This is a genomic window from Clostridioides sp. ZZV15-6383, from assembly GCF_020657735.1.
In the GTDB taxonomy this organism is placed as follows: domain Bacteria; phylum Bacillota; class Clostridia; order Peptostreptococcales; family Peptostreptococcaceae; genus Clostridioides; species Clostridioides difficile_D.
In genome coordinates, this window is record NZ_JAGWCV010000033.1 from 13,169 (window position 1) to 34,283 (window position 21,115).

Below are 21,115 nucleotides of genomic sequence, written 5' to 3' on the forward strand. Positions count from 1 at the left end.
AGATATAAATAGACTATAGAAATTAAGGTGAAAGGAAGAAAATTATGACTTACAGAATATTAGCCATAAATCCAGGTTCTACTTCTACAAAAATAGCAGTATATGATGGAGAAGAACAAATTCTTGTGAAGACAATAGACCATCCAGCTGAAGAGATTGCAAAATATAATACAATACAAGACCAATTTGAAATGCGTAAAGAAGCAGTTTTGAATATTCTTAAAGAAAATAGTATAGATTTAAAATCTCTTAGTGCAATAGTAGGAAGAGGTGGAGTTTTACCACCAGTAAAATCAGGAGCATATTTAGTAAATGAAGAAATGATTGATGTACTTAGACATAGACCCGTGCTTGAACATGCCTCAAATTTAGGAGCTGTTGTTGCACATGCAATATCAGAACCTCTTGGAATAAACTCATATATTTATGATTCTGTTGCAGTAGATGAGCTAATAGATGTAGCAAGAATATCTGGTCTTTGTGGGATGGATAGAGCAAGTGCAGGGCACGCATTGAATACTAGAGCCATGGCTTTGAAATATGCTAAAGATAATGGAAAAGATTATAAGAGCTTAAACTTAATAGTAGCTCATATTGGTGGAGGAGTAAGTATTTATCTTCATGAAAAAGGAAGAATGGTTGATATGCTATCTGATGATGAAGGACCATTTTCTCCAGAAAGGTCAGGAAGAGTACCTGCCACAAAATTAGTGGCTGTTTGTTATTCAGGTCAATATTCAGAAAGAGAAATGACTAAAAAGATAAGAGGTAAAGGTGGTATAGTTTCATACTTAAATACTGTAGATGCTAGAGAAGTTGAAAAAATGATAGCAGAAGGAAATCAAGAAGCAAAAATTATTTATGAAGCAATGGCTTATCAATTGGCAAAAGGTATTGGAGAGTTGGCAACTGTAGTAGATGGAAAAGTAGATGCTATAATTATAACAGGTGGAATTGCATATTCTGAAATGTTTACTTCAATGGTCAAAAAGAAAGTTGAATTTATAGCACCTGTAGAAATTATGGCAGGAGAAAATGAGTTGGAATCACTTGCTTTTGGAACTCTAAGAGTACTAAATGGAGAAGAAGAAGCTAGAGTTTATAGTGAAAATTAATAAGAAAAACTAAAAATGTTTATATACTAAAAAAGTGGTATATCCGTTTTTTATACACGAAAGCTTAGAGTATAGGTGAAAATGTATAAAATGTGGATTACCACTTTTTTATAATTAAAATTTTATCTTAAGCTAATGAAGAATTCTGTAAAATTTCGTATTTATATATATATTTTATTGGTATTTATTGTTATTATTATTATAAGGAGTGATTTTTGATGGGAAAAATAAATTTAAAAAGTATGATAAGATTATTTTCAGGTTTCTTTATATTTGCAATTTCTTCTGTGCTTATGGTTAATGCACATGTAGGTCTTATGCCTTGGGATGTACTTCATCAAGGTTTATCTATAAAGCTAGGTATAACTATAGGTCAGGCTTCTATAATGGCAGGAGTTATAATCGTTATATTGGATGCAGTTTTTGGTGAGAATATAGGATGGGGTACTTTACTTAACATGACATTTATAGGAATTTTTATTGATTTAGTAATGTTTTCTGGAGTGATACCTCATGCAAGTAACACTTATGTAGGTGTATTTATGGTTGTTATAGGAATTATTTTGGCAGCAATAGCAAGTTTTCTATATTTAGGTGTTTGTCTTGGAAGTGGACCGAGAGATGGGCTTATGATTGCTCTTCAGAAAAAAACTAATAAATCTGTACGTCTTGTTAGAACGATTCTTGAAATACTAGCACTAGTTGTTGGTTGGTTGTTGGGAGGTTCTGTAGGTATTGGTACACTTGTAAGTGCATTGGGGTTAGGATATGTATTGCAAATAGTATTTAGGATATTTAAATTTGATACAAAATCGCTGAAACATAGATTTATTATAGATGATATAAAAGAATGGAAGGAAAAGAAAAGTGATGAGCATAAATGTAAATCAAGTATTGTAATAAAAAATGAGCAAAATTAATTAGTATAAAATATATTTGTAGTTTAGTTAATTTATAGTAAAGGCAAGGAGATTTTAGAATGGAGTTATGGGATTTATATAATGCTGATGGAATTAAAACAGGAAATGTTATAGAGAGAGGTAATTCTATTAAAAAAGGTTATTACCATTTAGCAGTTGAAGTATGGATTTTAAATAACGACTCTCAAATTTTAATTCAGAAAAGGTCTAAAAATAAAAAGACACTACCTAACATGTGGGGAATGACAACAGGATGTATTGTTTCTGGCGAAAATAGTTTAGAAGGTGCAATTCGTGAAGCAAAGGAAGAGATAGGGATAGATATATCTAAAGATGAAATGAAGATTTTTAGGAGTATGATTCATGGTGATACTTTTTGGGATGTATATTTAGTTAAAAAGGAGTATGATATATCAAAAGCTATTTTACAGGAAGAAGAGGTAAGTGACATAAAATGGGTAAGTACAGATGAAATAAGACAATTGCTAAAAGATGGTTTGTTTTTTGAGTATCCAGAAATATACGAATTACTATCTGATATAGATAATAATAAATTAAACATATGATGTGGAGCAGATTTCAGTATAAGTATGAGTATTTAAAATTTATCTTCTCTAAATTTTAATATTGTTTTATGAAAAATTAATAAGTATTTTTATTATTTTACTTGTAGGAGAGTACTATTTAGGGGTATGGGGATTATTAATTGGAGTTCCAATATTTATGTTCCTTATGGATATTTTGGGTGTTAAATTTACTTCTAGGTAATATATCAAAATAATAATTTATTTGTATATATGGATTATGATTCGCTTTAAAAAAGAACCTATAATTAGGCATCATTAATAAAGACGTCTATTTGATAGGTTCCATTTTGATTTTTATAACACTATAAATTTAAATAAAAAGAAATTTATTTCATTTCAAAAGTTTCACAACTTGCATTTCTTTCATTTATATGAACTTTTTCAGCTTTACAAAGTTCATTTTTATTATATTTACATTTTACAGCTTCACAATGAATGTTATCTGTGTCAACTTGGTTAGTTTCATTAGAACGACTAGTTATTCCAGACGTATATTTGTCTTCAAAAGAAGCACAGTAAGTATTTTCTGTAGTAGTTGCTTGCATTCCGTCTACTTTTATGCTACCAGCATAGCAGTATCCACTAGTATTATAAGCACAATTAGTAGCAGCACAATTTAAATTATTATTTTTCATAAATAACCTCCTAAGTTTTATTTAAACTTATTATGTGAAGTTATTTAAATTTTATACACTTATTTACAATTACATTTATTACATTTAACAACTACATCTTCGGAAGTTTCCCTTCCTAAATTTTTATTAACATGATACACATCAACATTTTCAGTTGAGCCACATATAGAACACTTAAAATTGTTTTCTAGTAAAGTTCTTTCTTTAAATAACTTCCAGTACATAGAATTGATGTAATCATTATAATTTACCTTGAGGCATGTCTCAAGAAAGTTTATGTATAAATTGTCTAAATCTCCTGTATTTAACTCTGTATATTCTGGTTCAAAATATTCACAACATCCTCTAAAGTCAGGTTTTGTATCTGAAATAACACATCTAATATCATATCTATAGTCTAGGCTAGGCCCCTTAAATGAAAGATGTGTGCAAAAAGAGCAAGATGTTTCTGGTAGATTTTTTTCTAGTTCATGTAATTTATTATTCATAAGTATTCCTCCAAAAAATTTATTTTAAGTATATAAATGTATAGATTATTTTAAAACTTTTATTTATTTATATTAGAAATATAGGATAAATATTCCAACAAGGAGTAAATACTTAAATATTTATTGCTGTATTAAATAAAAAAGAGGCAATCTCTAACTTGAGATGCCTATTTTTTATCATTTTTTATTAAAATTTAGTCTAAATGTTATTTTACCTAACTTTAGTCAGCTAGTTTGGTATCTGCTTTGCTTTTTAACTTTCTACCAGAGCGTACAGTTAAAACAGCATACAATACAGTAAATATAGCAGCTAAAACATATGATATATTTATATTTAAATTAAATCCAATTTGAGCATTAAATATATAACTGAATATAACAAAAGAATAAAACATGCCTGGAATTAAGCTTATAATATAATTCTTTCCTTTTATTATAAGGTAAACTGTAATCATTGCAAATGCGAATATAGCAATAGTTTGATTACTCCATGAGAAGTATCTCCACAATATATTAAATCCAGAAGCGCTAAGCTTTGCAAATATGAGGATGGCTATGACAGGAATAAATATACAGATTGATAATATAACGCGATGTTTCTTTTCCTTTTGGTCATAATGAAAGTAATCTGCAAGCATCAATCTTAGAGATCTTAAAGCTGTATCTCCAGAAGTTATTGGTAAAACAATAACGCCTATTATAGCTATGATACCCCCAATAGAGCCAAGTAAATCTCTTGCAACTAAACCTATTACATCAGGAGAACCTATTAATTCTTTAGGTATTCCTTTATTGTAAATACCCATAGCAGCTGCAGCCCAAATCATTGCAATTAAACCTTCTAAAATCATCATGTTATAAAAAGTAGTCTTTCCTTCTTTTTCATTTGAAACGGATCTTGCTATAAGAGTAGCTTGAGTTGAGTGGAATCCAGAAACTATACCACAAGCAACTGTAACGAAGAATGTAGGTATAAGAGGAATTCCCTCAGGATGAATACCCTTCCAATTTGCAATGCTTAGATTAGCTAAATCATAACCTTGTGTAAATATACCAATTCCAACACCAGCAGCAGACAAAAGCAGAATGGCTCCAAATATTGGATATATCTTTCCTATAATTTTATCAATTGGAAATAGTGTTGCACATAGGTAATACAGAAAGATAATTCCGTAAACTATCCAGACAACTGGATTATTTATAGTTGATTTCATATTTAATATTTGAGTAACAACTAAATCCCCAGGTGTGTAAATAAAAACTGCACCAACTAAAAGCATTAAAAGACAAAGGAATATATTATAGACTTGAAATACTTTATTACCTAAAAATCTACTGATAAGGGAAGGCATTTGTGCTCCTTTTTCTCTTATACAAATCATTCCACTCATATAGTCATGTAAAGCTCCCCCAAATACACAACCAATTGGGATTAGTATAAATGCTATTGGACCAAATAATATACCTTGGATAGGCCCTAAAATTGGTCCTGTACCAGCTATATTAAGCAACTCAATTAGACTATTTTTCCACTTTTTCATTGGAACATAGTCTACTCCATCACTTTGAGCAAGTGCAGGTGTTTTTCTGTCATCTGGGTCAAATACTTTTTCACAATAAGCGCCGTATAAAGCACCTCCTATTAGTAGTATAGCCAAGCCGATTAAGAATGTTGTCATAATATCACCCCATTTATAAAATTTTTTGGATTCTGTATACATATTGTCTAAATGTGTAGGCTTATATAAAATTTAATTCTAGACAAGCTACAAATTCTATAAAGTATTAAAACTAATATAATTTCAGGAATAAATACATATACATAACCATGTACTTAGTATACATGTATTTAGTAAAATTTTCAATATTATACTAATAAAGAATATAAACAAAATTCTGATAATATATTACAAAAAAATTAAAAAACATAAAAAATAGTTTAAATAGACAAGGAAAAAAGATAAATCAATTGATAATGTAAATGTCTATATCTTAACAATATTAAGAGGTCTAAAATTATTGAAGAAAGAATAGTCAAGTGATATAATGAGTTTACAGGTGTATATACACTAGTACATATAGAAAGCGGTGCAATTATGGATAAAGATTTAACATATCAAATCAAAGAGCTAAAGAAAGAAAAAAATGCAATAATACTTGCCCATTTTTATCAACCACCAGAAATACAAGAATTAGCAGATGCAGTTGGCGACTCATATTATTTAAGTGAGATTGCTAGAGATTGTAAAGAAGAAGTGGTTGTATTTTGTGGAGTAAGATTTATGGGAGAAAGTGCTAAGATAGTATCACCTGAAAAAACTGTATTGATGCCAGTAAGTAACGCTGGGTGTGCTATGGCAGATATGGTAGATGAAGAAGGCGTGATAAAACTAAAACAACAGTATCCAAATGCTTTGGTTGTATGTTATATAAACTCTACAGCTAAAGTTAAAGCACATTGTGATGTTTCCGTTACATCGTCTAGTGCAATTAAAATATTAGAAAATATAAATAATAAAGAAATCATATTCCTTCCAGATAAAAATTTAGGAGGATATATTGCAGAGAAATTTCCAGATAAAAACTTTATATTTTGGGACGGATATTGTAAATACCATAACAATATAAAGGTAGAAGAAATAATTGAGTTAAAAGATAAGTATAAAGATGCAGAAGTATTAGTGCATCCAGAATGTAAAAAAGAGATAAGGGATTTAGGAGATTATGTAGGTAGTACATCAGGAATAATAAAATATGCTACTAATAGTGGAAATAAAGATTTTATAATAGCAACTGAAGAAGGGATATTACATGAATTAAAGAAAAAGAATCCTAATAAAAACTTTTATATTCCTGGTGGGAAAATATTATGTACAGATATGAAAAAGACAACATTAGAAAATCTATACAGTACACTTAAAAATATGGAAAATGAAGTTATTGTAGAAGATGAAATTATGGAAAAGGCTTTAAATTCACTGCTTAACATGCACAGATTAGCAGAAGGATAGAGGGATAGACTTATGAATTTAGAACAAGACGTTTTAATAGTTGGAAGTGGTGTTTCAGGATTATATTGTGCATTAAATTTAGATGAAAATTTAAATGTACTAGTAGTATCAAAATCAACAATTGAAAACAACAATACATATCTTGCACAAGGTGGAATTTCAACTGCTAGAAATATTGATGATATAGAATCTTTTGTAGAAGACACAATGAAGGCTGGACAGTATAAAAATAGAGTTGAGGCAGTTCAAGTACTCGCAGATGAATCTATAGAAAATGTAGGGCAGATAGTAGAGTATGGTATGCCTTTAGACAAAGAAAATGGAGAGATAGATTACACAAGAGAAGGAGCTCATAGTGTAAATCGAATAGTTCATAGCAAGGATAATACTGGAGAGGTTGTTTTTAAGACTCTATTAAAAGAAGCTAGAGCTAGAGAAAATATAACTCTTATAGAAGATGCCTATCTTTTAGATATATTAAAAGATGGCAATAAATGTATCGGAGCTAGAATTTTCAAGTCCCAAAAAGAGATTCATGTTTTTTCAAAAGTAGTAGTTTTAGCTACAGGTGGAATTGGTGGGCTTTTCAAAAACTCTACTAACCAAAGACATCTTACAGGGGATGGAATTGCCATAGCCCTAAGAAATAATATTAAAATAGAAAATTTAGAGTATATTCAAATACACCCTACAGCATTTTATGAAGAGAATAGTGAAGGTAGGAGAATGCTTATATCTGAATCATTAAGAGGAGAGGGAGCTAAGCTTTTAAATAAAAATAAAGAAAGATTTGTCGATGAACTTCTTCCTAGAGATGTAGTTTCAAAAGCTATTTTTGAACAAATGGAAAAAGACAATTTGCCTTATGTGTGTTTAGATGCAACGCATCTAGGAAGTGAGTACTTAATTAATAGATTTTCTTTCATTTACAATGAATGTTTAGCTAGAGGAACAGATATAACGAAAGAATATATAAAGGTATCTCCTGCACAACATTATTTTATGGGTGGGATACATGTAGATTTGGATTCAAAAACATCTATGGAAAATTTGTATGCAGTTGGTGAAATTAGTTGTACAGGTGTTCATGGAGCAAATAGATTGGCAAGTAATTCATTACTTGAAGGGCTTGTATTTTCAAAGAGAGCAGCTAAAAATATAAACTCAGTTATAGATAATATAAAAGTTAAATTTATGGATATACCAGATATGGATATAGATATAGAACAGGTAAAAAAAGAGAATAAAATATTAGTTATAAAAGAAATTGAAAGAACAAGTGAGGATTTTGGCGATGAATTATTTGATTATTGATAGAATGATACAGGATGCTTTAATAGAAGATGTTCCAAGTGAAGATATAACAACTAATTCTATTGTGGATGAAAATTCTAAATCTACTGTAGATTTAATTTGCAAACAAGATGGTATAATAGCTGGTCTAGGCGTATTTAAGAGGGTTTTTGAGATACTTGGAGATGTGGATGTAGAATTATATAAAAATGATGGTGATATGGTAAAGAATCGTGAAAAAATAGCTGTATTAACTGGTAATACTAGAAAATTACTTGTAGGAGAGCGTGTAGCATTAAATTATTTACAGAGAATGAGCGGTATAGCTACTATTACAAGTAAGTATGTTGAAAAGCTTGAAGGTACAAATACAAAGTTGTTAGATAGTAGAAAAACGATACCCAATCTTAGAATATTAGATAAATATTCTGTTAAAGTAGGTGGAGGATGCAATCATAGATTTAATTTATCTGATGGAATATTGCTTAAAGACAACCATATTGGAGCTGCTGGTGGTGTTAAGAATGCAGTTGAATTAGCTAGAAAAAACACTTCATTTGTCAGAAAGATAGAAGTAGAAGTGGAAACTTTAGATATGGTAAAAGAAGCTATAGAAGCAAAAGCAGATATAATAATGTTGGATAATATGAGTTTAGAAATGGCAAAACAAGCTGTAGATATTATAAATGGAAGAGCAATTGTAGAATTTTCTGGAAATGTAAATTTAGATACTATAGAATCTATAGGAAAAATTGGTGTGGATGTTGTTTCTGTAGGAGCACTTACACATTCTGTTAAAGCTCTTGATATAAGTATGAAAAATTTAAGAAATATATAAATTTTATATTAAAATGGATTTAGTTTAATGATATAGTAAATAAAAAATAGATTACTTAAGGGCACTATATACCTTTAAGTAATCTATTTTTTATTTACTATAATTAACGAAAATTAAAAAATAATTAAATATATATAGATAAATGCTATGTTGTATTTTGATGATATAGTTATTATCTATTTTACAGATAAATAAGAATAAACTTATAATATACTTGTATATGTAAAATTTTGTATAAATGTAAAAAATATAGGGGGAATAAAAATGAAAGTAGCGTATATTTTTAATAGTACTAATACACATAAAATTCTAGACAAAATGATAATACCACAATTGGAACAAGGAACTCACGGAGTAGATGTTTTAGGGATGTTTTTCTTTATGGATAACACCTTATTTTTATCTAAAGGTAATCCTGTAGGAGAAAAACTAAGTAAATTACATGAAAAAACAGATATGATAATAATGGCTTGTGATCAGTGTGCTATAGAGAGAGGTATAGAGAATAATTTGGTTGATGGAGCTACAATTGGATGTTTCCCAAACTTATATGCTTGTTTAGGTAGTGCAGGTGTAGACCAAGTTATAACATTATAAAATAGTGAAGCATACAATCCATAGAAAAATTTATTTTCTGTGGATTATTTTAAGTAAAAGGAAAATTATTTAGAGTAGGGGATGAATAAATGTCTAAAATTTTAGTTGAATTTATAAATACTTGACCGTCTTGTGATGAGCATGGAGTGTTTATAAAAAAAATGTCAGAAAAGTATACTGACAAATTGGAAATAAAATTATATCAAGTAGGTAAAGATTTTTCATATGTAAAAAAATATGGAATTATAACAAAAGGAACTTTAATAATAAATCAAAAAAAGAAATATGATAGATTAAATAAAGATACAATTGAAAAGGCAATAGTAGAAGCTATAAATAATAGTTAAAAATTAGGAGCAGCAAAATGAATATATTAGAAATTGTTTTAAACGGAGTTAAAGAGACTATAGTAGCTTCTATAGTTACATTGAATGGAGCATCAGGATGGCTTATGATAAGTTTTATATTGGCAGGTGTCCTTCATAATATTTTAACTCCCAAAAGGTTTCAAAAACAACTTGGAAATAAGAAATTTTCTTCGTTGATTAAAAGTACTATTTCAGGAATGTTTTTACCAATTTGCAGTTGTGGGGTAATTCCATTAGGTATAAGTATGTATTATTCAGGAGCATACTTAGGACCAGTACTTGCTTTTATGACATCAACTCCAATAATAAATCCAATAGCTGTAGTTCTTTGTCTGGGTCTTTTAGGACCTAAAGTTACAATCATTTATCTAATATCTGGTTTTTTAGTGCCGTTTTTAGTAGGATTTTTAGGAAATTGTTTTGGGAAAGAAGAATTATCTTTGCATAGTGATTCAGATGAAGACGTAATAGAATTAGAAGAAGAAAAAAGAAGTTTTATAGAAAATATGATTGATGGTCTTAAATGGTCTTTTGGAGAGTTAGCTCTTACTATTAGTAAATATGTGGTAATGGGAATGATTTTTGCAGGTTTTATAACAACAATTTTTCCAGATAGTATAATTCAAAAATATTTAGGTAACCCAGGTTTACTATCTCTTGGAAGTATAGCAATACTTGCCTGTGTCATGTATGTATGTGCTGTAGGACATATCCCATTTATAGCAGCTCTTGTTGCAAGTGGAGCAGCTCCTGGGATAGCGATAACATTTTTAATAGCTGGAGCAGCTACAAACTTACCAGAACTTATAAGTATGTTTAAACTTATTGGAAAAAGAACTGTTATTATATATTCAGTAACTTTGACACTATCCTCAATAATAATTGGATATATAACAAATCTACTTTTAGTGGACAACAATTCAGTAAATTTAGATACAACAAATTCTTCTATACAGTTGGCAAATAAACTAATGTTAAATATACCTAATAGTTTTGAATATGTGTGTACGATTTTGATTATTTTATTTGCACTTAAATCAATAATACCAAAGATGAAAGAGGTCATAGGAAATCATGCTTAAAAAGATAGTTATAATATCCTGTATAGTAGTTGCATTAATAGTTTTATCAAAAATATTGGATGATAATCTTAAAGAAGATGCCTCTATTCCAAATGTAAGTAAAGAAACATTAGAATACTTTAGAAAAAATTATAAAGAAGATATAATAACTTGTGCTGAAGAAGACTTAAATGACGATGAGAAAAAAGATTTAGTAGTTATATATAAAAAAAGCAATAGTTCAAATGAAATGGTAGTTGTAGTTTCTAATAAAAATAGCCATTATATGACAAAACCAATACCAGCACCTATAGAGAATCAAACTATAACCTTTAAAAATATTGACGATAAGCAGCCAATAGAAGTAATAGTTTCAGGTTCTAAAAATGGTAATGTAGGATATGCTATTTACAGAGTAGAAGGTAAGAAGTTTGTTGACTTATTTGGTGAAGATATGGACAAATGTTGCTAAAAATAAAAATAATACATAAAGGTGGGAATTTTAGATGAGAGTATCTAAGAAGATTCAAGCATTGATATTAGTTAGTGTAATGGGAGCATCTATACTAACAGGATGTAGTAGTAAACCAAAAGAAAAGGAAGAAGCAAAGGCTGGAAAGGATGATTATACGATAACAGTAGGGTATTATAATTGTGACCATATGACTGCTGGACCAGTAGCAGAAGCGGCAGGAATATATAAGGACTTAGGTCTTAATGTAAAAACTGTTGGAAATGGTAAAGTTCCTGAAGCTATGGCAGCAGGGAAAATGGATGCTGGTTATATAGGAACTAAAGGTCTAGTGGGAGCTATACCTAAGGGTTCGCCAATAACAATAGCAGCTAATAATCATACTGGTGGTTCTGAATATTTAATAGTTTCAAAAGATATAAAAGAACCTAAAGATTTGATAGGTAAAAAAATTGCAACAGATATGAGTGATTTTTTATGGACAAGTGATTATGGTCCAGAAACAGGTATACCAACTGACCCATCAAAATATGAAGTTGTAAATATGGATTCAGATAAAGATAAATATTTAGCTCTTAAAACTGGGAAAATACAAGCCTTTACATCTTGTGACCCTTGGGGTTCTGTAGCTGAAAATGATGGTGCAGGAAAAATAATAGCTTCTACTCAATATAAAGAAAAAGCTAATGGTAAAGAATATAACTGTTGTTCATTTTCATTAAATAAAAATTTTATAAAAGAGCATCCAGATTTAGCAAAAAAATTGGTTTTAGCCCATACAAAAGCAATAGAATATATATATATAAATCCAGCTGAAGCAGCTAAAATATTTGCAAAATATTATAATGTAGAAGAAGAAGTTGCACTTAGAACTATTTATAAAAAGACAGTTGGAGAGGGTAGAACTCTTACTTGGAAAGTTACAGGAGAAGAGTATAAAAACAATTTACAAATGTATAAGGATTTAAAGGCATTAGATGATATACCTAAATATGAAGATACAATTGATACAAGTTTATTAGATTCTTGTGGAGCTGATGATTTTGACAAATTTATAAAAGAAAAAGTTAATCCAGAGTTTCCTGAAGGTATGAGCTATGAAGATTGGAAAGCAAAGGTATTATAAATAAATGGATAATATAAAAAATATAATAATACTTTTTATCGTTATTTTGGGAAGTATATTTATAATATTTTTTAATTTTGAAGATAAAGAAGAAATAAAAGGAAAATTAAGAATAGGGGTATCCGATGATACCTCTGGTTTTGTAATAAATTATATGGAAAATAGAGATTATTTTGAAAATATAAAAGTAAGCGATATAATGGATATTTTTACAATTAATGATTGCTGAGCAAGTACAATGCAGTGGGCTCTGAGTTCAGAGGAAATAGATATAGCAATCATATGTAAAGATGCTGCAAAACAGTATGTAAATAAAAATAGTGGATTTGAAATTGTTGGTACAGTAGTTCAAAATTCAGATATATTTCTATTAAGTGACAATAATCCTAATAAAATGGGAGTTACTCAAAATAGAGATTACCAGTCAGAATTAGTGAAAAAATACTACAAGAATGTGGAAATAGCTTCCTTATTAGGGACTGCACTAGCATATGGATTAGAAAGTAATTTAGTAGATGGTCTTGTAATAGATTGTATAAAGTCGATTGGGTTAGAAGGTAAAAGAAAATCTACGACCGAATTAGGAGATTATGATACCTATGTATTAGTTGTAAGTAAAGAGTTTAAAAAAAGTAAAGCGTATAGTGATTTTATAAAACTTTACAATAAAAGTGTTGATGATTTAAATAATAAAGCTACATTTAAGAAAGCATTAAAAGAGTACAAGAATATAAGAAATATAGATATGGAGGAAATAAACAATTGGAAATTAAAATTTCTAAAGATAAAAGTGATAGATTAACTAAGAAAAAATCTGATGGTAGTATGGATATTTTATATAAAATAATACTATTAGTTATTATATTTTTAGTCTGGCATTTTGCAGCAAAAGATATAGGGAGTTCTTTGTTACTTCCTATGCCAGTAGATGTAATAAAAGGTTTCTTCTATTGTGTAACAGATGCAGAGACAGTTACGAATCTTTTTATAACATTACAGAGAGTGCTTAAAGGGTTTATGTATGCACTATTGTTTGGACTTCCAATAGGATTTATTATGGGATTTTCTAAAACTTTTGAAAGAGTTTTATCCCCAGTAGTAGATTCTGTAAGACAAGTTCCTATAATGGCATGGGTTCCTCTTACTATAGTGTGGTTTGGTATAGGAGATGGGCCAACAATATTTTTAATAGCTTTTTCAGGGGTTTTTCCTATAATTTTAAACACTATTCAGGGAGTAAGAGCGATATCAAAAGATTACTATAATGCAGCTAGAAGTATGGGAGCATCACCAATTGTGATATTTACAAATGTAATCGTTCCAGCGTCTCTTCCAGATATACTAACTGGTTCGAGAATTGCTATAAGCACAGGATGGATGTCTGTTATCTGAGCTGAGTTTATAGCTACGAGTGCCGGTCTCGGTTACTCAATGGTACAAGCCCAAACATTAATGCACACAGACGTATTAATTGGACTTATGATATTTGCAGCTTTAATAGGATTTATGATAGATAGGGTATTAAAGTTTATAAACAAAATCCTTTGTAGATGGAGGTTTGCAGATTAATGAAGTTAAGTGTAAGAGGGATAAATAAGACATTTGTAAATAATAAAGTACATACAAAGGTTTTAGAAGATATAAGTATAGATATAGATAATGGACAATTTGTTTGCCTTTTAGGACCATCAGGTTGTGGAAAAACAACTTTACTTACTATAATAGGTGGGTTTCAAAAGTCAGAAAGTGGAGACGTTTTTATAAATGATAAAAAAGTTAAAAAACCGGGAATAGATAGAGCTTTTATATTTCAAAATTATGCTTTATTTCCTTGGAAAACTATAAGAGGCAATGTCCTATTTCCTATGAAACAGCAGAAAATACCAAAGGAAAAGAGAGAAGAAATGTTAGAAGAACTTTTGGTTATGTCAGACTTGAAAGGAAAAGAAAGCCTGTTTCCTCATCAATTATCAGGAGGAATGAAACAAAGGGTAGCCATGATAAGAGCTTTAGCATGTAATCCTGAGGTATTACTAATGGATGAACCATTAGGAGCTGTGGATTTTCAAATGAGACAAAACTTACAAGAAGAACTAGAAAGAATATGGATAAAAAAGAAAATAACTGCTTTAATGGTAACTCATGATGTTGATGAAGCTGTATATATGAGTGATAGAGTTATAGTAATGTCGAGAGATAAAGGAAGAATTCTTGATGACATAAATATAGATATTCCAAGACCTAGGATTAGAGGAAGTCAAAAATATGAAGAGTACAAAAATAAATTAACTGATACTTTATCAAAGTGTTATGAGGTTTAAAGAGGAGTAGGTATGAGTCAAATAGAAAAATATAATAGTTTGGATAACACACAACAAAAAATAAGAATCTCTATTATGGATATGATAATAGATAAGGGTTCTAGTATTAAGCTTCAAGAAGCGACTGAATATATAAGTAAAAAGTTGAAGACAGAAAAACAATATATGAAAAATACACTACAATATTTTATTGATAAAAATATAATGGTTGTTGATGGAGATAGTATAAATTTTATATATCCTGTATCAGCATTGCCAACTAATCATAAAGTAACCTTGAGAGATAATCGGAGTTTTAGTGCAATGTGTGCTATAGATGCTATAGGAACTTCTTGCACATTTAACCAAGATGTAAGAATAAACTCTATTTGTAGTGCTACAGGTAAAGAAATAGAAATAGTTATAAAAAATGAAAAGATTGAGTATGTGAATAATCCGAACTTAAGAGTGCTTCATATAAATCTTGATAAGCATTCAAATTGGGCTGCTAGCTGTTGAAATATAATGAATTTCTTCTGGACGAAGAGTGATTTTGATGCTTGGACAAATGAAGCGGGATTATCAGATGATGAAGATATATATTGCTTAGATATTAATGAAGCAATAGTAGAATCCTATAAAATATTTAAACTCAAACAAAAAGTATTATTATAGATATACATATATGAAAAACTAAAAATGAACTTTAGATAAAAGTTATAGATATGGGGCTGTCTCAAAATAGAGATAAGCCTCTTTTTCATTGTTGAAATGATGAAAATATATTTGATTTCATACAAAAAAGAGTGTCTCATAAACTAAAAAGTTCATTTTGAGACACTCTCATTAAATATATTTAAACATAAAAAATATTTTTAGTTTTTTACATGATTAGATAGCTTTATTAAGTATATATTTATTTATAACCTTTGCAACTCCATTTTCATTATTAGTATCAGTAACATAATCGGCAATTTCCTTTATGCTATTGCGTGCATTTCCCATAGCCACACCAAGACCTGCATACCTTATCATGTGCTGGTCATTTTCTTCATCACCAACAGCAATAGCCTTCTCTATAGGTATATTTAGATTAGCACATAATGTTTTAAGTGCAGTTCCTTTATTAGTAGTTTTACCCAAAAATTCTAGATAAAAAGGAGCAGACCTTACTATAGTATATTTATTGAATAAATTTTTAGGTAGCTGCTGTATGATTTCTTCCAATCTTTCTGGTTCATCAACTATCATAATTTTGCAGATTTTAATAGATTCATCAATTTTATCTTTTTGTATATATTTGACTTCTATATCATTTAACTTCGCTTCATGAAGTGTATACTTACCAGGAGTTTCATTTGGTGTAATTAAATTTGTCATTGTATTTATGTGTATTTTAGTATTATATTTTTTACAAACGTTATTATATATAAAATCAAAGTCATCTAAAGTCATTTCTACATCGTGTATAATTTTCTCACTTTTAACCTCTTGAATAATGGCTCCATTAAAACATATAACGTAATCACCTTCATCTGTTAGATTTAATTGATTTAAAAGCCCTTTTACACCAGGAAGAGGTCTACCTGTTGTTATAACTACTTTAGCTCCAGCCTTTTTTGCTTCTTGAATGGATTCAAATACTTCAGGAGTAATCCTTTTTTGTGTGTTTAATATTGTTCCATCAATATCTAGTGCGATTAATTTGTACATATCAACCTCCAATAAATTATATACTCAATTTTCCTGTGAAAACGTTGACACAACTAGTGTTGAACAAAATTTCAGTGGAAAATATGATTTGTTTTGTATACTATTATATCAAGAGATAAGCAATTTAGAAAGTTTAATAATATTAATTTTTTGATAAAAATATTACTTATGTGAGATGATAATGTAAAAATTTTATTTTTGATAACTCCAGAATTGTTAATTACAAATAATGGTATCGTTTGCATATTTAATGTAAATCTATTTTGTAGAGTTAAAAGTTTTAAATAAATATATTGATGAGAATTTGTTATAGTAATTAGTTTTATATTATAAAATATTGTAATTCCATTAATCATATGTTATTATTCAACAGGGTTACAATATAAAGAATATTTAATATATATATAATAATTTATAAAACTGTGTTACATAGGATATGTAAAGCTATATCTATAAATATAATAAAATAAAGTTGTAAAGGAGTGTTTTAAATGAAATTTTCAGAGTTTAAGTATGAAAGACCCAATTATGACAGTATAAAAAAAGAGTTTTTGGGATGTGTAGAAGATATAAATAACTCTAATGACTATAAAGAGCAGAAAAAAAATATACATAAGATTAATTCATTGAGAAATAAAATAGAAACGTTGTCAAACATAGCATCAATAAGATACAGTATAGATACACTTGATAAATTCTACCAAGAAGAAAAAAATTATTGGGATGAATATATGCCTTTATATGAAGAATTAAATTCACATTTTTATAATGCAATAGTAAATTCAAATTTTAAATATGATTTGACAAAAGAGTTTGGAGAACAATTTTTCACAATAGTAGACTATTCTTTAAAAAGTTTTTCTAAAGAAGTAATAAGTGAAATGCAGGAAGAAAATAAATTGTGCTCAGAGTATACCAGACTTTTAGCATCAGCTGAGATAATGTTTGATGGGAAAATAAGAAATTTATCTGGTATGGGGAAATTCATGTATTCTAAGTGTAGAAAAACGAGAGAACTAGCAAATAAAGCGTATTATAATTTCTTTGAAGAAAATGAGTCTAAATTTGATGATATATTTGATAAATTGGTTAAAGTTAGAGATAAGATATCTAAAAAACTAGGTTTTGAAGATTTTGTAGAGCTTGGATACATTAGAATGATGAGAAGTGACTACAGAGAAGATATGATAAAAAATGTTAGAAAACAAGTATTAAAATATGTTGTTCCAATGGCCAATGAACTTTATGAAAAACAAGCTAAAAGGATTGGTCTAGAGTATTTAAGTTACATAGATGAAGGCGTGGAATTTTTAACAGGAAATGCAAGTTTAAAGGGAGATTCAAAATACATAGTTCAAAATGGTAAAACAATGTATTCTGAGTTGTCAGAAGAAACAGATGAATTTTTTAATTTTATGTTAGAAAATGAACTTATGGATTTAGAAACAAAGAAAGGAAAAGGAGCTGGAGGGTATTGCACCTATATACCAGATTACAAGTCACCATTTATTTTTTCTAACTTTAATCAAACAGCTGATGATATAGATGTATTAACACATGAAGCAGGACATGCATTTCAGTTGTATATGTCTAGATGGATTGATATGCCGGAAATTAATTTTCCAACACTTGACAGTTGTGAAATCCATTCAATGAGTATGGAATTTATAACATGGCCATGGATGGATTTATTTTTTAAAGAAGATACAGATAAATATAAATTCACTCATCTATCATCTGCAATTAAATTTATACCTTATGGAGTAATTGTTGATGAATTTCAACATTATGTTTATAAAAATCCTAATATGGATAAGTCAAAAAGAAAAGAAATTTGGAAATTTTTAGAGAAAAAATACTTACCTCATAGAAAGTATGATGATAATTCTTTTTTAGAGAGAGGTTGTTGGTGGTTTAAGCAAGGTCATATATTTAAAAATCCGTTTTATTACATAGATTATGTACTAGCTCAAATTTGTGCATTACAATTTTGGAAAAAAATGATTCAAGATAGGGATGCAGGATGGCAAGATTATATAAATATCTGTAAAGTTGGAGGAACAAAATCATTTTTAGACATTGTGAGTATGGGAAATTTGTATTCTCCATTTGATGATGACTGTATTAAATCTATTATAGGTGATGTTAAATCCTGGTTTGATGAAGTAAATGACAGCAAATTATAAAAAATTATGAGAATTTTATTGTATAAATGTAAAAAATTAAAAAATACATAAAAAATAAATATTTGTTTTAAAAATAGTCTTATTTTTAACCAATTTGATAAAATAAACCAAAAAAGGTTTGAACTTTAAAAAAAAAGAAAATACAGGAAATATGTAATATCAACACTTGGAAAAAAAAGTGAAAATGTATACAAAATACATATAAAAAAACTATTGCAAATTTTATAGAATGTTTATATACTTAAGTCAACAGAGATAGAAAAAAGCTATTTATAAAAAACACAAGGATAAATTGCTTAATTTTCAATTTTCTGAAAAAATAATAATCCGGCTGAAGAGTATGGGAGACTGCTTTATAAAAAAGCGACCGAAGGGACAAATTTAATCTTATTTACCCAAAAGATTAGATGAAATTCTCAGGTAAAGATGACTGTACTTGGACGGGGCTCTGAAAATGATTTTAACAGGGAAGGCAAATTGGGAGATTTGTTTTTCCTGTTTTTTATTTATCAAGTAATAAATAAAAGTTTGAAAGAGAGTAAAAAATGATAATAATTACAAATAATCCAAAAGTAAAAGAAGAAGTTCAAGACAGAGAAGTTTTGTTTAAAGATACAACTTATATTGGTATCTTAGAAGCAAGTAGAGATTTGATACATGAAGGGTATGAACTTTTATCTCATCCACTCTATGGGAGTGTAAAACCAAATGAAACACCTTACAGAACTGTTATACTAAAGAAAGGAAATCGTTTGGATATAAACTCTTTGACCTTAATTGAAGAAGCAATCATCACTGCAAGTAAATTTCAGAATAATAAAAAGACTCCAAAATGGACAGAAAGTGTTCAAGATGACTTTAGAGTAATTGATTATGATATATTCTATAATACAATACAAAGAATGCAGTATGAATAAATAAGTTTGTTAAAAAGTTGTTAAAGTAGCCTAAATATTAAATCTAATTTAATATTAAATAAAATGAGAAATTTAATTGGGGAGGATAAGTCAAAATGGAAAATGTGTATGACTTAGTAATAATTGGTTCAGGACCAGCAGGGCTTGCAGCAGGTCTTTATGGAGCAAGAGCAAAGTTGAAAACTCTAATCCTAGAAAAAGACAAGACTGGTGGACAAATTGTAATAACACATGAGATTGCAAATTATCCAGGGTCAGTTCCAAATGCAACAGGTCCAAGTTTAATAGCTAGAATGGTTGAACAATGTAAAGAGTTTGGAGCAGAGATGCTAAGAGACAACATTGTAGATACTGAACTAGATGGAGATATAAAAGTTTTAAAAGGGGAAAAAGCAGAATATAGAGCAAAAGCAGTAATAATAGGAACAGGAGCAACTCCAAGAAAAATTGGTTGTCCTGGAGAAAAAGAACTTACTGGTAAAGGGGTTTCATACTGTGCAACTTGTGATGCAGATTTCTTTGAAGATTTTGAAGTATTTGTTGTAGGCGGAGGAGATAGTGCATTAGAAGAAGCGATGTATTTAACTAAATTTGCTAGAAAAGTAACAATTGTACATAGAAGACAAGGATTTAGATGTGCTAAAAGTGTTGAAGAAAAAGCAAAAGCTAATCCAAAGATAGAATTTTTATTAGATACAGTAATAGAAGAAATCAAAGGTGATGGAATATTAGAGTCAGTTGTATTCAAAAACAAAGTTACTGGAGAAACTCATGAATACTTTGCAGATGAAGAAGATGGAACAATGGGAGTATTTGTTTTCGTTGGATTAGATGCTCAAACTGATTTATTCAAAGGCAAAGTTGATATGGATGAAAAAGGTTATATAATAACTGATGAAGATATGAAAACTAATATACCAGGAGTATTTGCAGCAGGAGATTGCAGATCTAAAACTCTAAGACAGGTTGTAACAGCAACTAATGATGGAGCAATTGCATCTATAGTAGCTGAGAAATATATTGACGAAAAATTTGGAAACTAGAGTCTGTAAATTAAATTCAATAAATAATATTTAAAATAAAATAAAAATTTCAAGGGGGAATAAGAAAATGTTAGATTTAGATAAGGCTACATTTGAAGAAGAAGTTTTAAATGCAGAAGGTTTTGTATTTGTTGATTTTTGGAGTGAAGGTTGTGAGCCTTGTAAAGCTTTAATGCCAGATGTTCATAAATTAGCTGAGACTTATGGAGATAAGATAAAATTCTGTAAGATGGATACAACAAAAGCTAGAAGATTAGCTATAAAACAAAAAGTATTAGGTCTTCCAACTATGGCTATATACAAAGATGGGGAAAAAGTAGACGAAGTTACTAAGGATGATGCTACAGTTTCTAATATAGAAGAAATGATTAAAAAATATCTTTAATATATTGATAAAGTATTAACATCAAAAGAAAAAATTTATTTTAGTCTGAAGATAAAAGAA

Annotated in this window: 23 protein-coding genes and 1 riboswitch; of the genes, 19 read left to right on the plus strand and 4 right to left on the minus strand. The window is 28.8% G+C overall.

Translation table 11 applies throughout. From position 1 onward, the window contains the following. Positions 1 to 44 precede the first annotated feature (44 nt). The 3 genes from buk (at position 45) to KGF42_RS12495 (ending at position 2,601) form a co-directional block, all read left to right on the plus strand. Positions 45 to 1,115: a butyrate kinase gene (gene buk / locus KGF42_RS12485; protein ID WP_227822381.1), complete on the plus strand. Its 1,071-nt coding sequence runs from the start codon at positions 45 to 47 to the stop codon at positions 1,113 to 1,115. Positions 1,116 to 1,333: 218 nt separating this feature from the next. Next, positions 1,334 to 2,035 (plus strand): hypothetical protein, encoded by a 702-nt coding sequence (locus tag KGF42_RS12490; protein WP_227822380.1) that lies wholly within the window; start codon positions 1,334 to 1,336, stop codon positions 2,033 to 2,035. A gap of 59 nt (positions 2,036 to 2,094) precedes the next feature. Further along, a complete protein-coding gene (locus tag KGF42_RS12495; RefSeq protein WP_227822379.1) occupies positions 2,095 to 2,601 on the plus strand; it encodes an NUDIX domain-containing protein in 507 nt (168 codons plus the stop codon). A 347-nt stretch (positions 2,602 to 2,948) separates the two neighbouring features. Here the strand turns inward: KGF42_RS12495 and KGF42_RS12500 are convergent, their stop codons facing one another. From KGF42_RS12500 to KGF42_RS12510, 3 genes are all read right to left on the minus strand, one after another. Further along, positions 2,949 to 3,257 carry a DUF1540 domain-containing protein gene (locus KGF42_RS12500; RefSeq protein ID WP_003430798.1) on the minus strand — a complete coding sequence of 103 codons (309 nt, stop codon included), beginning with the start codon at positions 3,255 to 3,257 and terminating at the stop codon, positions 2,949 to 2,951. A gap of 59 nt (positions 3,258 to 3,316) precedes the next feature. Next, positions 3,317 to 3,745 carry a hypothetical protein gene (locus KGF42_RS12505; protein WP_227822378.1) on the minus strand — a complete coding sequence of 143 codons (429 nt, stop codon included), beginning with the start codon at positions 3,743 to 3,745 and terminating at the stop codon, positions 3,317 to 3,319. Positions 3,746 to 3,966: 221 nt separating this feature from the next. Beyond that, the gene (locus KGF42_RS12510) at positions 3,967 to 5,424 is read right to left on the minus strand and encodes a carbon starvation CstA family protein (protein WP_227822377.1); all 1,458 of its coding nucleotides are present in this window, start codon (positions 5,422 to 5,424) and stop codon (positions 3,967 to 3,969) included. A 417-nt stretch (positions 5,425 to 5,841) separates the two neighbouring features. On the opposite strand from KGF42_RS12510, the gene nadA reads away from it, so the two are divergent. The 12 genes from nadA (at position 5,842) to saoL (ending at position 15,486) form a co-directional block, all read left to right on the plus strand. Then, complete coding sequence (nadA, locus tag KGF42_RS12515) at positions 5,842 to 6,756, plus strand: quinolinate synthase NadA (protein ID WP_227826433.1); 915 nt, start codon at positions 5,842 to 5,844, stop codon at positions 6,754 to 6,756. 12 nt (positions 6,757 to 6,768) lie between these two features. Beyond that, positions 6,769 to 8,070, plus strand: a complete 1,302-nt coding sequence (locus KGF42_RS12520) for an L-aspartate oxidase (RefSeq protein ID WP_227822375.1) — start codon at positions 6,769 to 6,771, stop codon at positions 8,068 to 8,070. Next, positions 8,051 to 8,887: a carboxylating nicotinate-nucleotide diphosphorylase gene (nadC, locus tag KGF42_RS12525; protein WP_227822374.1), complete on the plus strand. Its 837-nt coding sequence runs from the start codon at positions 8,051 to 8,053 to the stop codon at positions 8,885 to 8,887. Before KGF42_RS12520 ends, nadC begins: the two co-directional genes overlap by 20 nt. Positions 8,888 to 9,151: 264 nt before the next feature. Then, positions 9,152 to 9,484 (plus strand): DsrE-related protein SaoD, encoded by a 333-nt coding sequence (gene saoD / locus KGF42_RS12530; protein WP_054274375.1) that lies wholly within the window; start codon positions 9,152 to 9,154, stop codon positions 9,482 to 9,484. An 89-nt stretch (positions 9,485 to 9,573) separates the two neighbouring features. After that, entirely contained in the window at positions 9,574 to 9,831 is a 258-nt protein-coding gene (saoT, locus tag KGF42_RS12535; RefSeq protein ID WP_255643321.1) for a thioredoxin-like (seleno)protein SaoT, read from the plus strand. 17 nt (positions 9,832 to 9,848) lie between these two features. Then, positions 9,849 to 10,934, plus strand: a complete 1,086-nt coding sequence (gene saoE / locus KGF42_RS12540) for an efflux transporter SaoE (RefSeq protein ID WP_227826434.1) — start codon at positions 9,849 to 9,851, stop codon at positions 10,932 to 10,934. Continuing rightward, positions 10,927 to 11,385, plus strand: coding sequence for a Cys-Cys-COOH (seleno)protein SaoC (gene saoC / locus KGF42_RS12545; RefSeq protein WP_227826435.1), 459 nt, complete (start codon positions 10,927 to 10,929; stop codon positions 11,383 to 11,385). Before saoE ends, saoC begins: the two co-directional genes overlap by 8 nt. A gap of 34 nt (positions 11,386 to 11,419) precedes the next feature. Continuing rightward, positions 11,420 to 12,511, plus strand: a complete 1,092-nt coding sequence (saoX, locus tag KGF42_RS12550) for an ABC transporter substrate-binding subunit SaoX (protein ID WP_227822370.1) — start codon at positions 11,420 to 11,422, stop codon at positions 12,509 to 12,511. A 13-nt stretch (positions 12,512 to 12,524) separates the two neighbouring features. Next, positions 12,525 to 13,313 (plus strand): ABC transporter substrate-binding (seleno)protein SaoB, encoded by a 789-nt coding sequence (gene saoB, locus KGF42_RS12560; RefSeq protein WP_308463834.1) that lies wholly within the window; start codon positions 12,525 to 12,527, stop codon positions 13,311 to 13,313. Positions 13,314 to 13,336: 23 nt separating this feature from the next. Further along, entirely contained in the window at positions 13,337 to 14,080 is a 744-nt protein-coding gene (saoP, locus tag KGF42_RS12565) for an ABC transporter permease subunit SaoP (protein ID WP_255643327.1), read from the plus strand. Then, a complete protein-coding gene (saoA, locus tag KGF42_RS12575) occupies positions 14,080 to 14,832 on the plus strand; it encodes an ABC transporter ATP-binding protein SaoA (RefSeq protein ID WP_227822367.1) in 753 nt (250 codons plus the stop codon). The genes saoP and saoA overlap by 1 nt, the downstream gene beginning before the upstream one ends. A gap of 12 nt (positions 14,833 to 14,844) precedes the next feature. After that, positions 14,845 to 15,486 carry a MerB-like organometallic lyase SaoL gene (gene saoL / locus KGF42_RS12580; protein WP_255643319.1) on the plus strand — a complete coding sequence of 214 codons (642 nt, stop codon included), beginning with the start codon at positions 14,845 to 14,847 and terminating at the stop codon, positions 15,484 to 15,486. A 216-nt stretch (positions 15,487 to 15,702) separates the two neighbouring features. Here saoL and yidA read toward each other — a convergent pair whose 3' ends face one another. Beyond that, entirely contained in the window at positions 15,703 to 16,524 is an 822-nt protein-coding gene (gene yidA / locus KGF42_RS12590; protein WP_227822365.1) for a sugar-phosphatase, read from the minus strand. A 491-nt stretch (positions 16,525 to 17,015) separates the two neighbouring features. Here yidA and KGF42_RS12595 point away from each other — a divergent pair, with 491 nt between their 5' ends. The 4 genes from KGF42_RS12595 to trxA all read left to right on the plus strand — a co-directional run bounded on the left by KGF42_RS12595 (position 17,016) and on the right by trxA (position 21,055). After that, positions 17,016 to 18,710: a M3 family oligoendopeptidase gene (locus tag KGF42_RS12595; RefSeq protein WP_227826437.1), complete on the plus strand. Its 1,695-nt coding sequence runs from the start codon at positions 17,016 to 17,018 to the stop codon at positions 18,708 to 18,710. A gap of 331 nt (positions 18,711 to 19,041) precedes the next feature. After that, positions 19,042 to 19,153: riboswitch (glycine riboswitch) on the plus strand. Between the two features lie 102 nt (positions 19,154 to 19,255). Further along, on the plus strand, positions 19,256 to 19,627 hold the full coding sequence (locus KGF42_RS12600) for a GrdX family protein (RefSeq protein ID WP_009903157.1): 372 nt from the start codon (positions 19,256 to 19,258) through the stop codon (positions 19,625 to 19,627). Positions 19,628 to 19,722: 95 nt separating this feature from the next. Further along, positions 19,723 to 20,670 (plus strand): thioredoxin-disulfide reductase, encoded by a 948-nt coding sequence (trxB, locus tag KGF42_RS12605; RefSeq protein WP_054274358.1) that lies wholly within the window; start codon positions 19,723 to 19,725, stop codon positions 20,668 to 20,670. Positions 20,671 to 20,737: 67 nt separating this feature from the next. Further along, positions 20,738 to 21,055 (plus strand): thioredoxin TrxA, encoded by a 318-nt coding sequence (gene trxA, locus KGF42_RS12610; RefSeq protein WP_107595020.1) that lies wholly within the window; start codon positions 20,738 to 20,740, stop codon positions 21,053 to 21,055. The last annotated feature ends 60 nt before the right edge of the window (positions 21,056 to 21,115 follow it).

What these genes read in the sequence shown, in the direction of transcription:
- buk (WP_227822381.1), top strand. Translation starts at nt 45, where the DNA reads ATGACTTACAGAATATTAGCCATAAATCCAGGTTCTACTTCTACAAAA.
- KGF42_RS12510 (WP_227822377.1), bottom strand. Translation starts at nt 5,424, where the DNA reads ATGACAACATTCTTAATCGGCTTGGCTATACTACTAATAGGAGGTGCT.
- KGF42_RS12595 (WP_227826437.1), top strand. Translation starts at nt 17,016, where the DNA reads ATGAAATTTTCAGAGTTTAAGTATGAAAGACCCAATTATGACAGTATA.
- KGF42_RS12490 (WP_227822380.1), top strand. Translation starts at nt 1,334, where the DNA reads ATGGGAAAAATAAATTTAAAAAGTATGATAAGATTATTTTCAGGTTTC.
- KGF42_RS12505 (WP_227822378.1), bottom strand. Translation starts at nt 3,745, where the DNA reads ATGAATAATAAATTACATGAACTAGAAAAAAATCTACCAGAAACATCT.
- saoX (WP_227822370.1), top strand. Translation starts at nt 11,420, where the DNA reads ATGAGAGTATCTAAGAAGATTCAAGCATTGATATTAGTTAGTGTAATG.
- yidA (WP_227822365.1), bottom strand. Translation starts at nt 16,524, where the DNA reads ATGTACAAATTAATCGCACTAGATATTGATGGAACAATATTAAACACA.
- trxB (WP_054274358.1), top strand. Translation starts at nt 19,723, where the DNA reads ATGGAAAATGTGTATGACTTAGTAATAATTGGTTCAGGACCAGCAGGG.
- KGF42_RS12500 (WP_003430798.1), bottom strand. Translation starts at nt 3,257, where the DNA reads ATGAAAAATAATAATTTAAATTGTGCTGCTACTAATTGTGCTTATAAT.
- KGF42_RS12495 (WP_227822379.1), top strand. Translation starts at nt 2,095, where the DNA reads ATGGAGTTATGGGATTTATATAATGCTGATGGAATTAAAACAGGAAAT.
- saoD (WP_054274375.1), top strand. Translation starts at nt 9,152, where the DNA reads ATGAAAGTAGCGTATATTTTTAATAGTACTAATACACATAAAATTCTA.
- saoC (WP_227826435.1), top strand. Translation starts at nt 10,927, where the DNA reads ATGCTTAAAAAGATAGTTATAATATCCTGTATAGTAGTTGCATTAATA.
- saoA (WP_227822367.1), top strand. Translation starts at nt 14,080, where the DNA reads ATGAAGTTAAGTGTAAGAGGGATAAATAAGACATTTGTAAATAATAAA.
- KGF42_RS12600 (WP_009903157.1), top strand. Translation starts at nt 19,256, where the DNA reads ATGATAATAATTACAAATAATCCAAAAGTAAAAGAAGAAGTTCAAGAC.
- nadC (WP_227822374.1), top strand. Translation starts at nt 8,051, where the DNA reads ATGAATTATTTGATTATTGATAGAATGATACAGGATGCTTTAATAGAA.
- KGF42_RS12520 (WP_227822375.1), top strand. Translation starts at nt 6,769, where the DNA reads ATGAATTTAGAACAAGACGTTTTAATAGTTGGAAGTGGTGTTTCAGGA.
- saoE (WP_227826434.1), top strand. Translation starts at nt 9,849, where the DNA reads ATGAATATATTAGAAATTGTTTTAAACGGAGTTAAAGAGACTATAGTA.
- trxA (WP_107595020.1), top strand. Translation starts at nt 20,738, where the DNA reads ATGTTAGATTTAGATAAGGCTACATTTGAAGAAGAAGTTTTAAATGCA.
- nadA (WP_227826433.1), top strand. Translation starts at nt 5,842, where the DNA reads ATGGATAAAGATTTAACATATCAAATCAAAGAGCTAAAGAAAGAAAAA.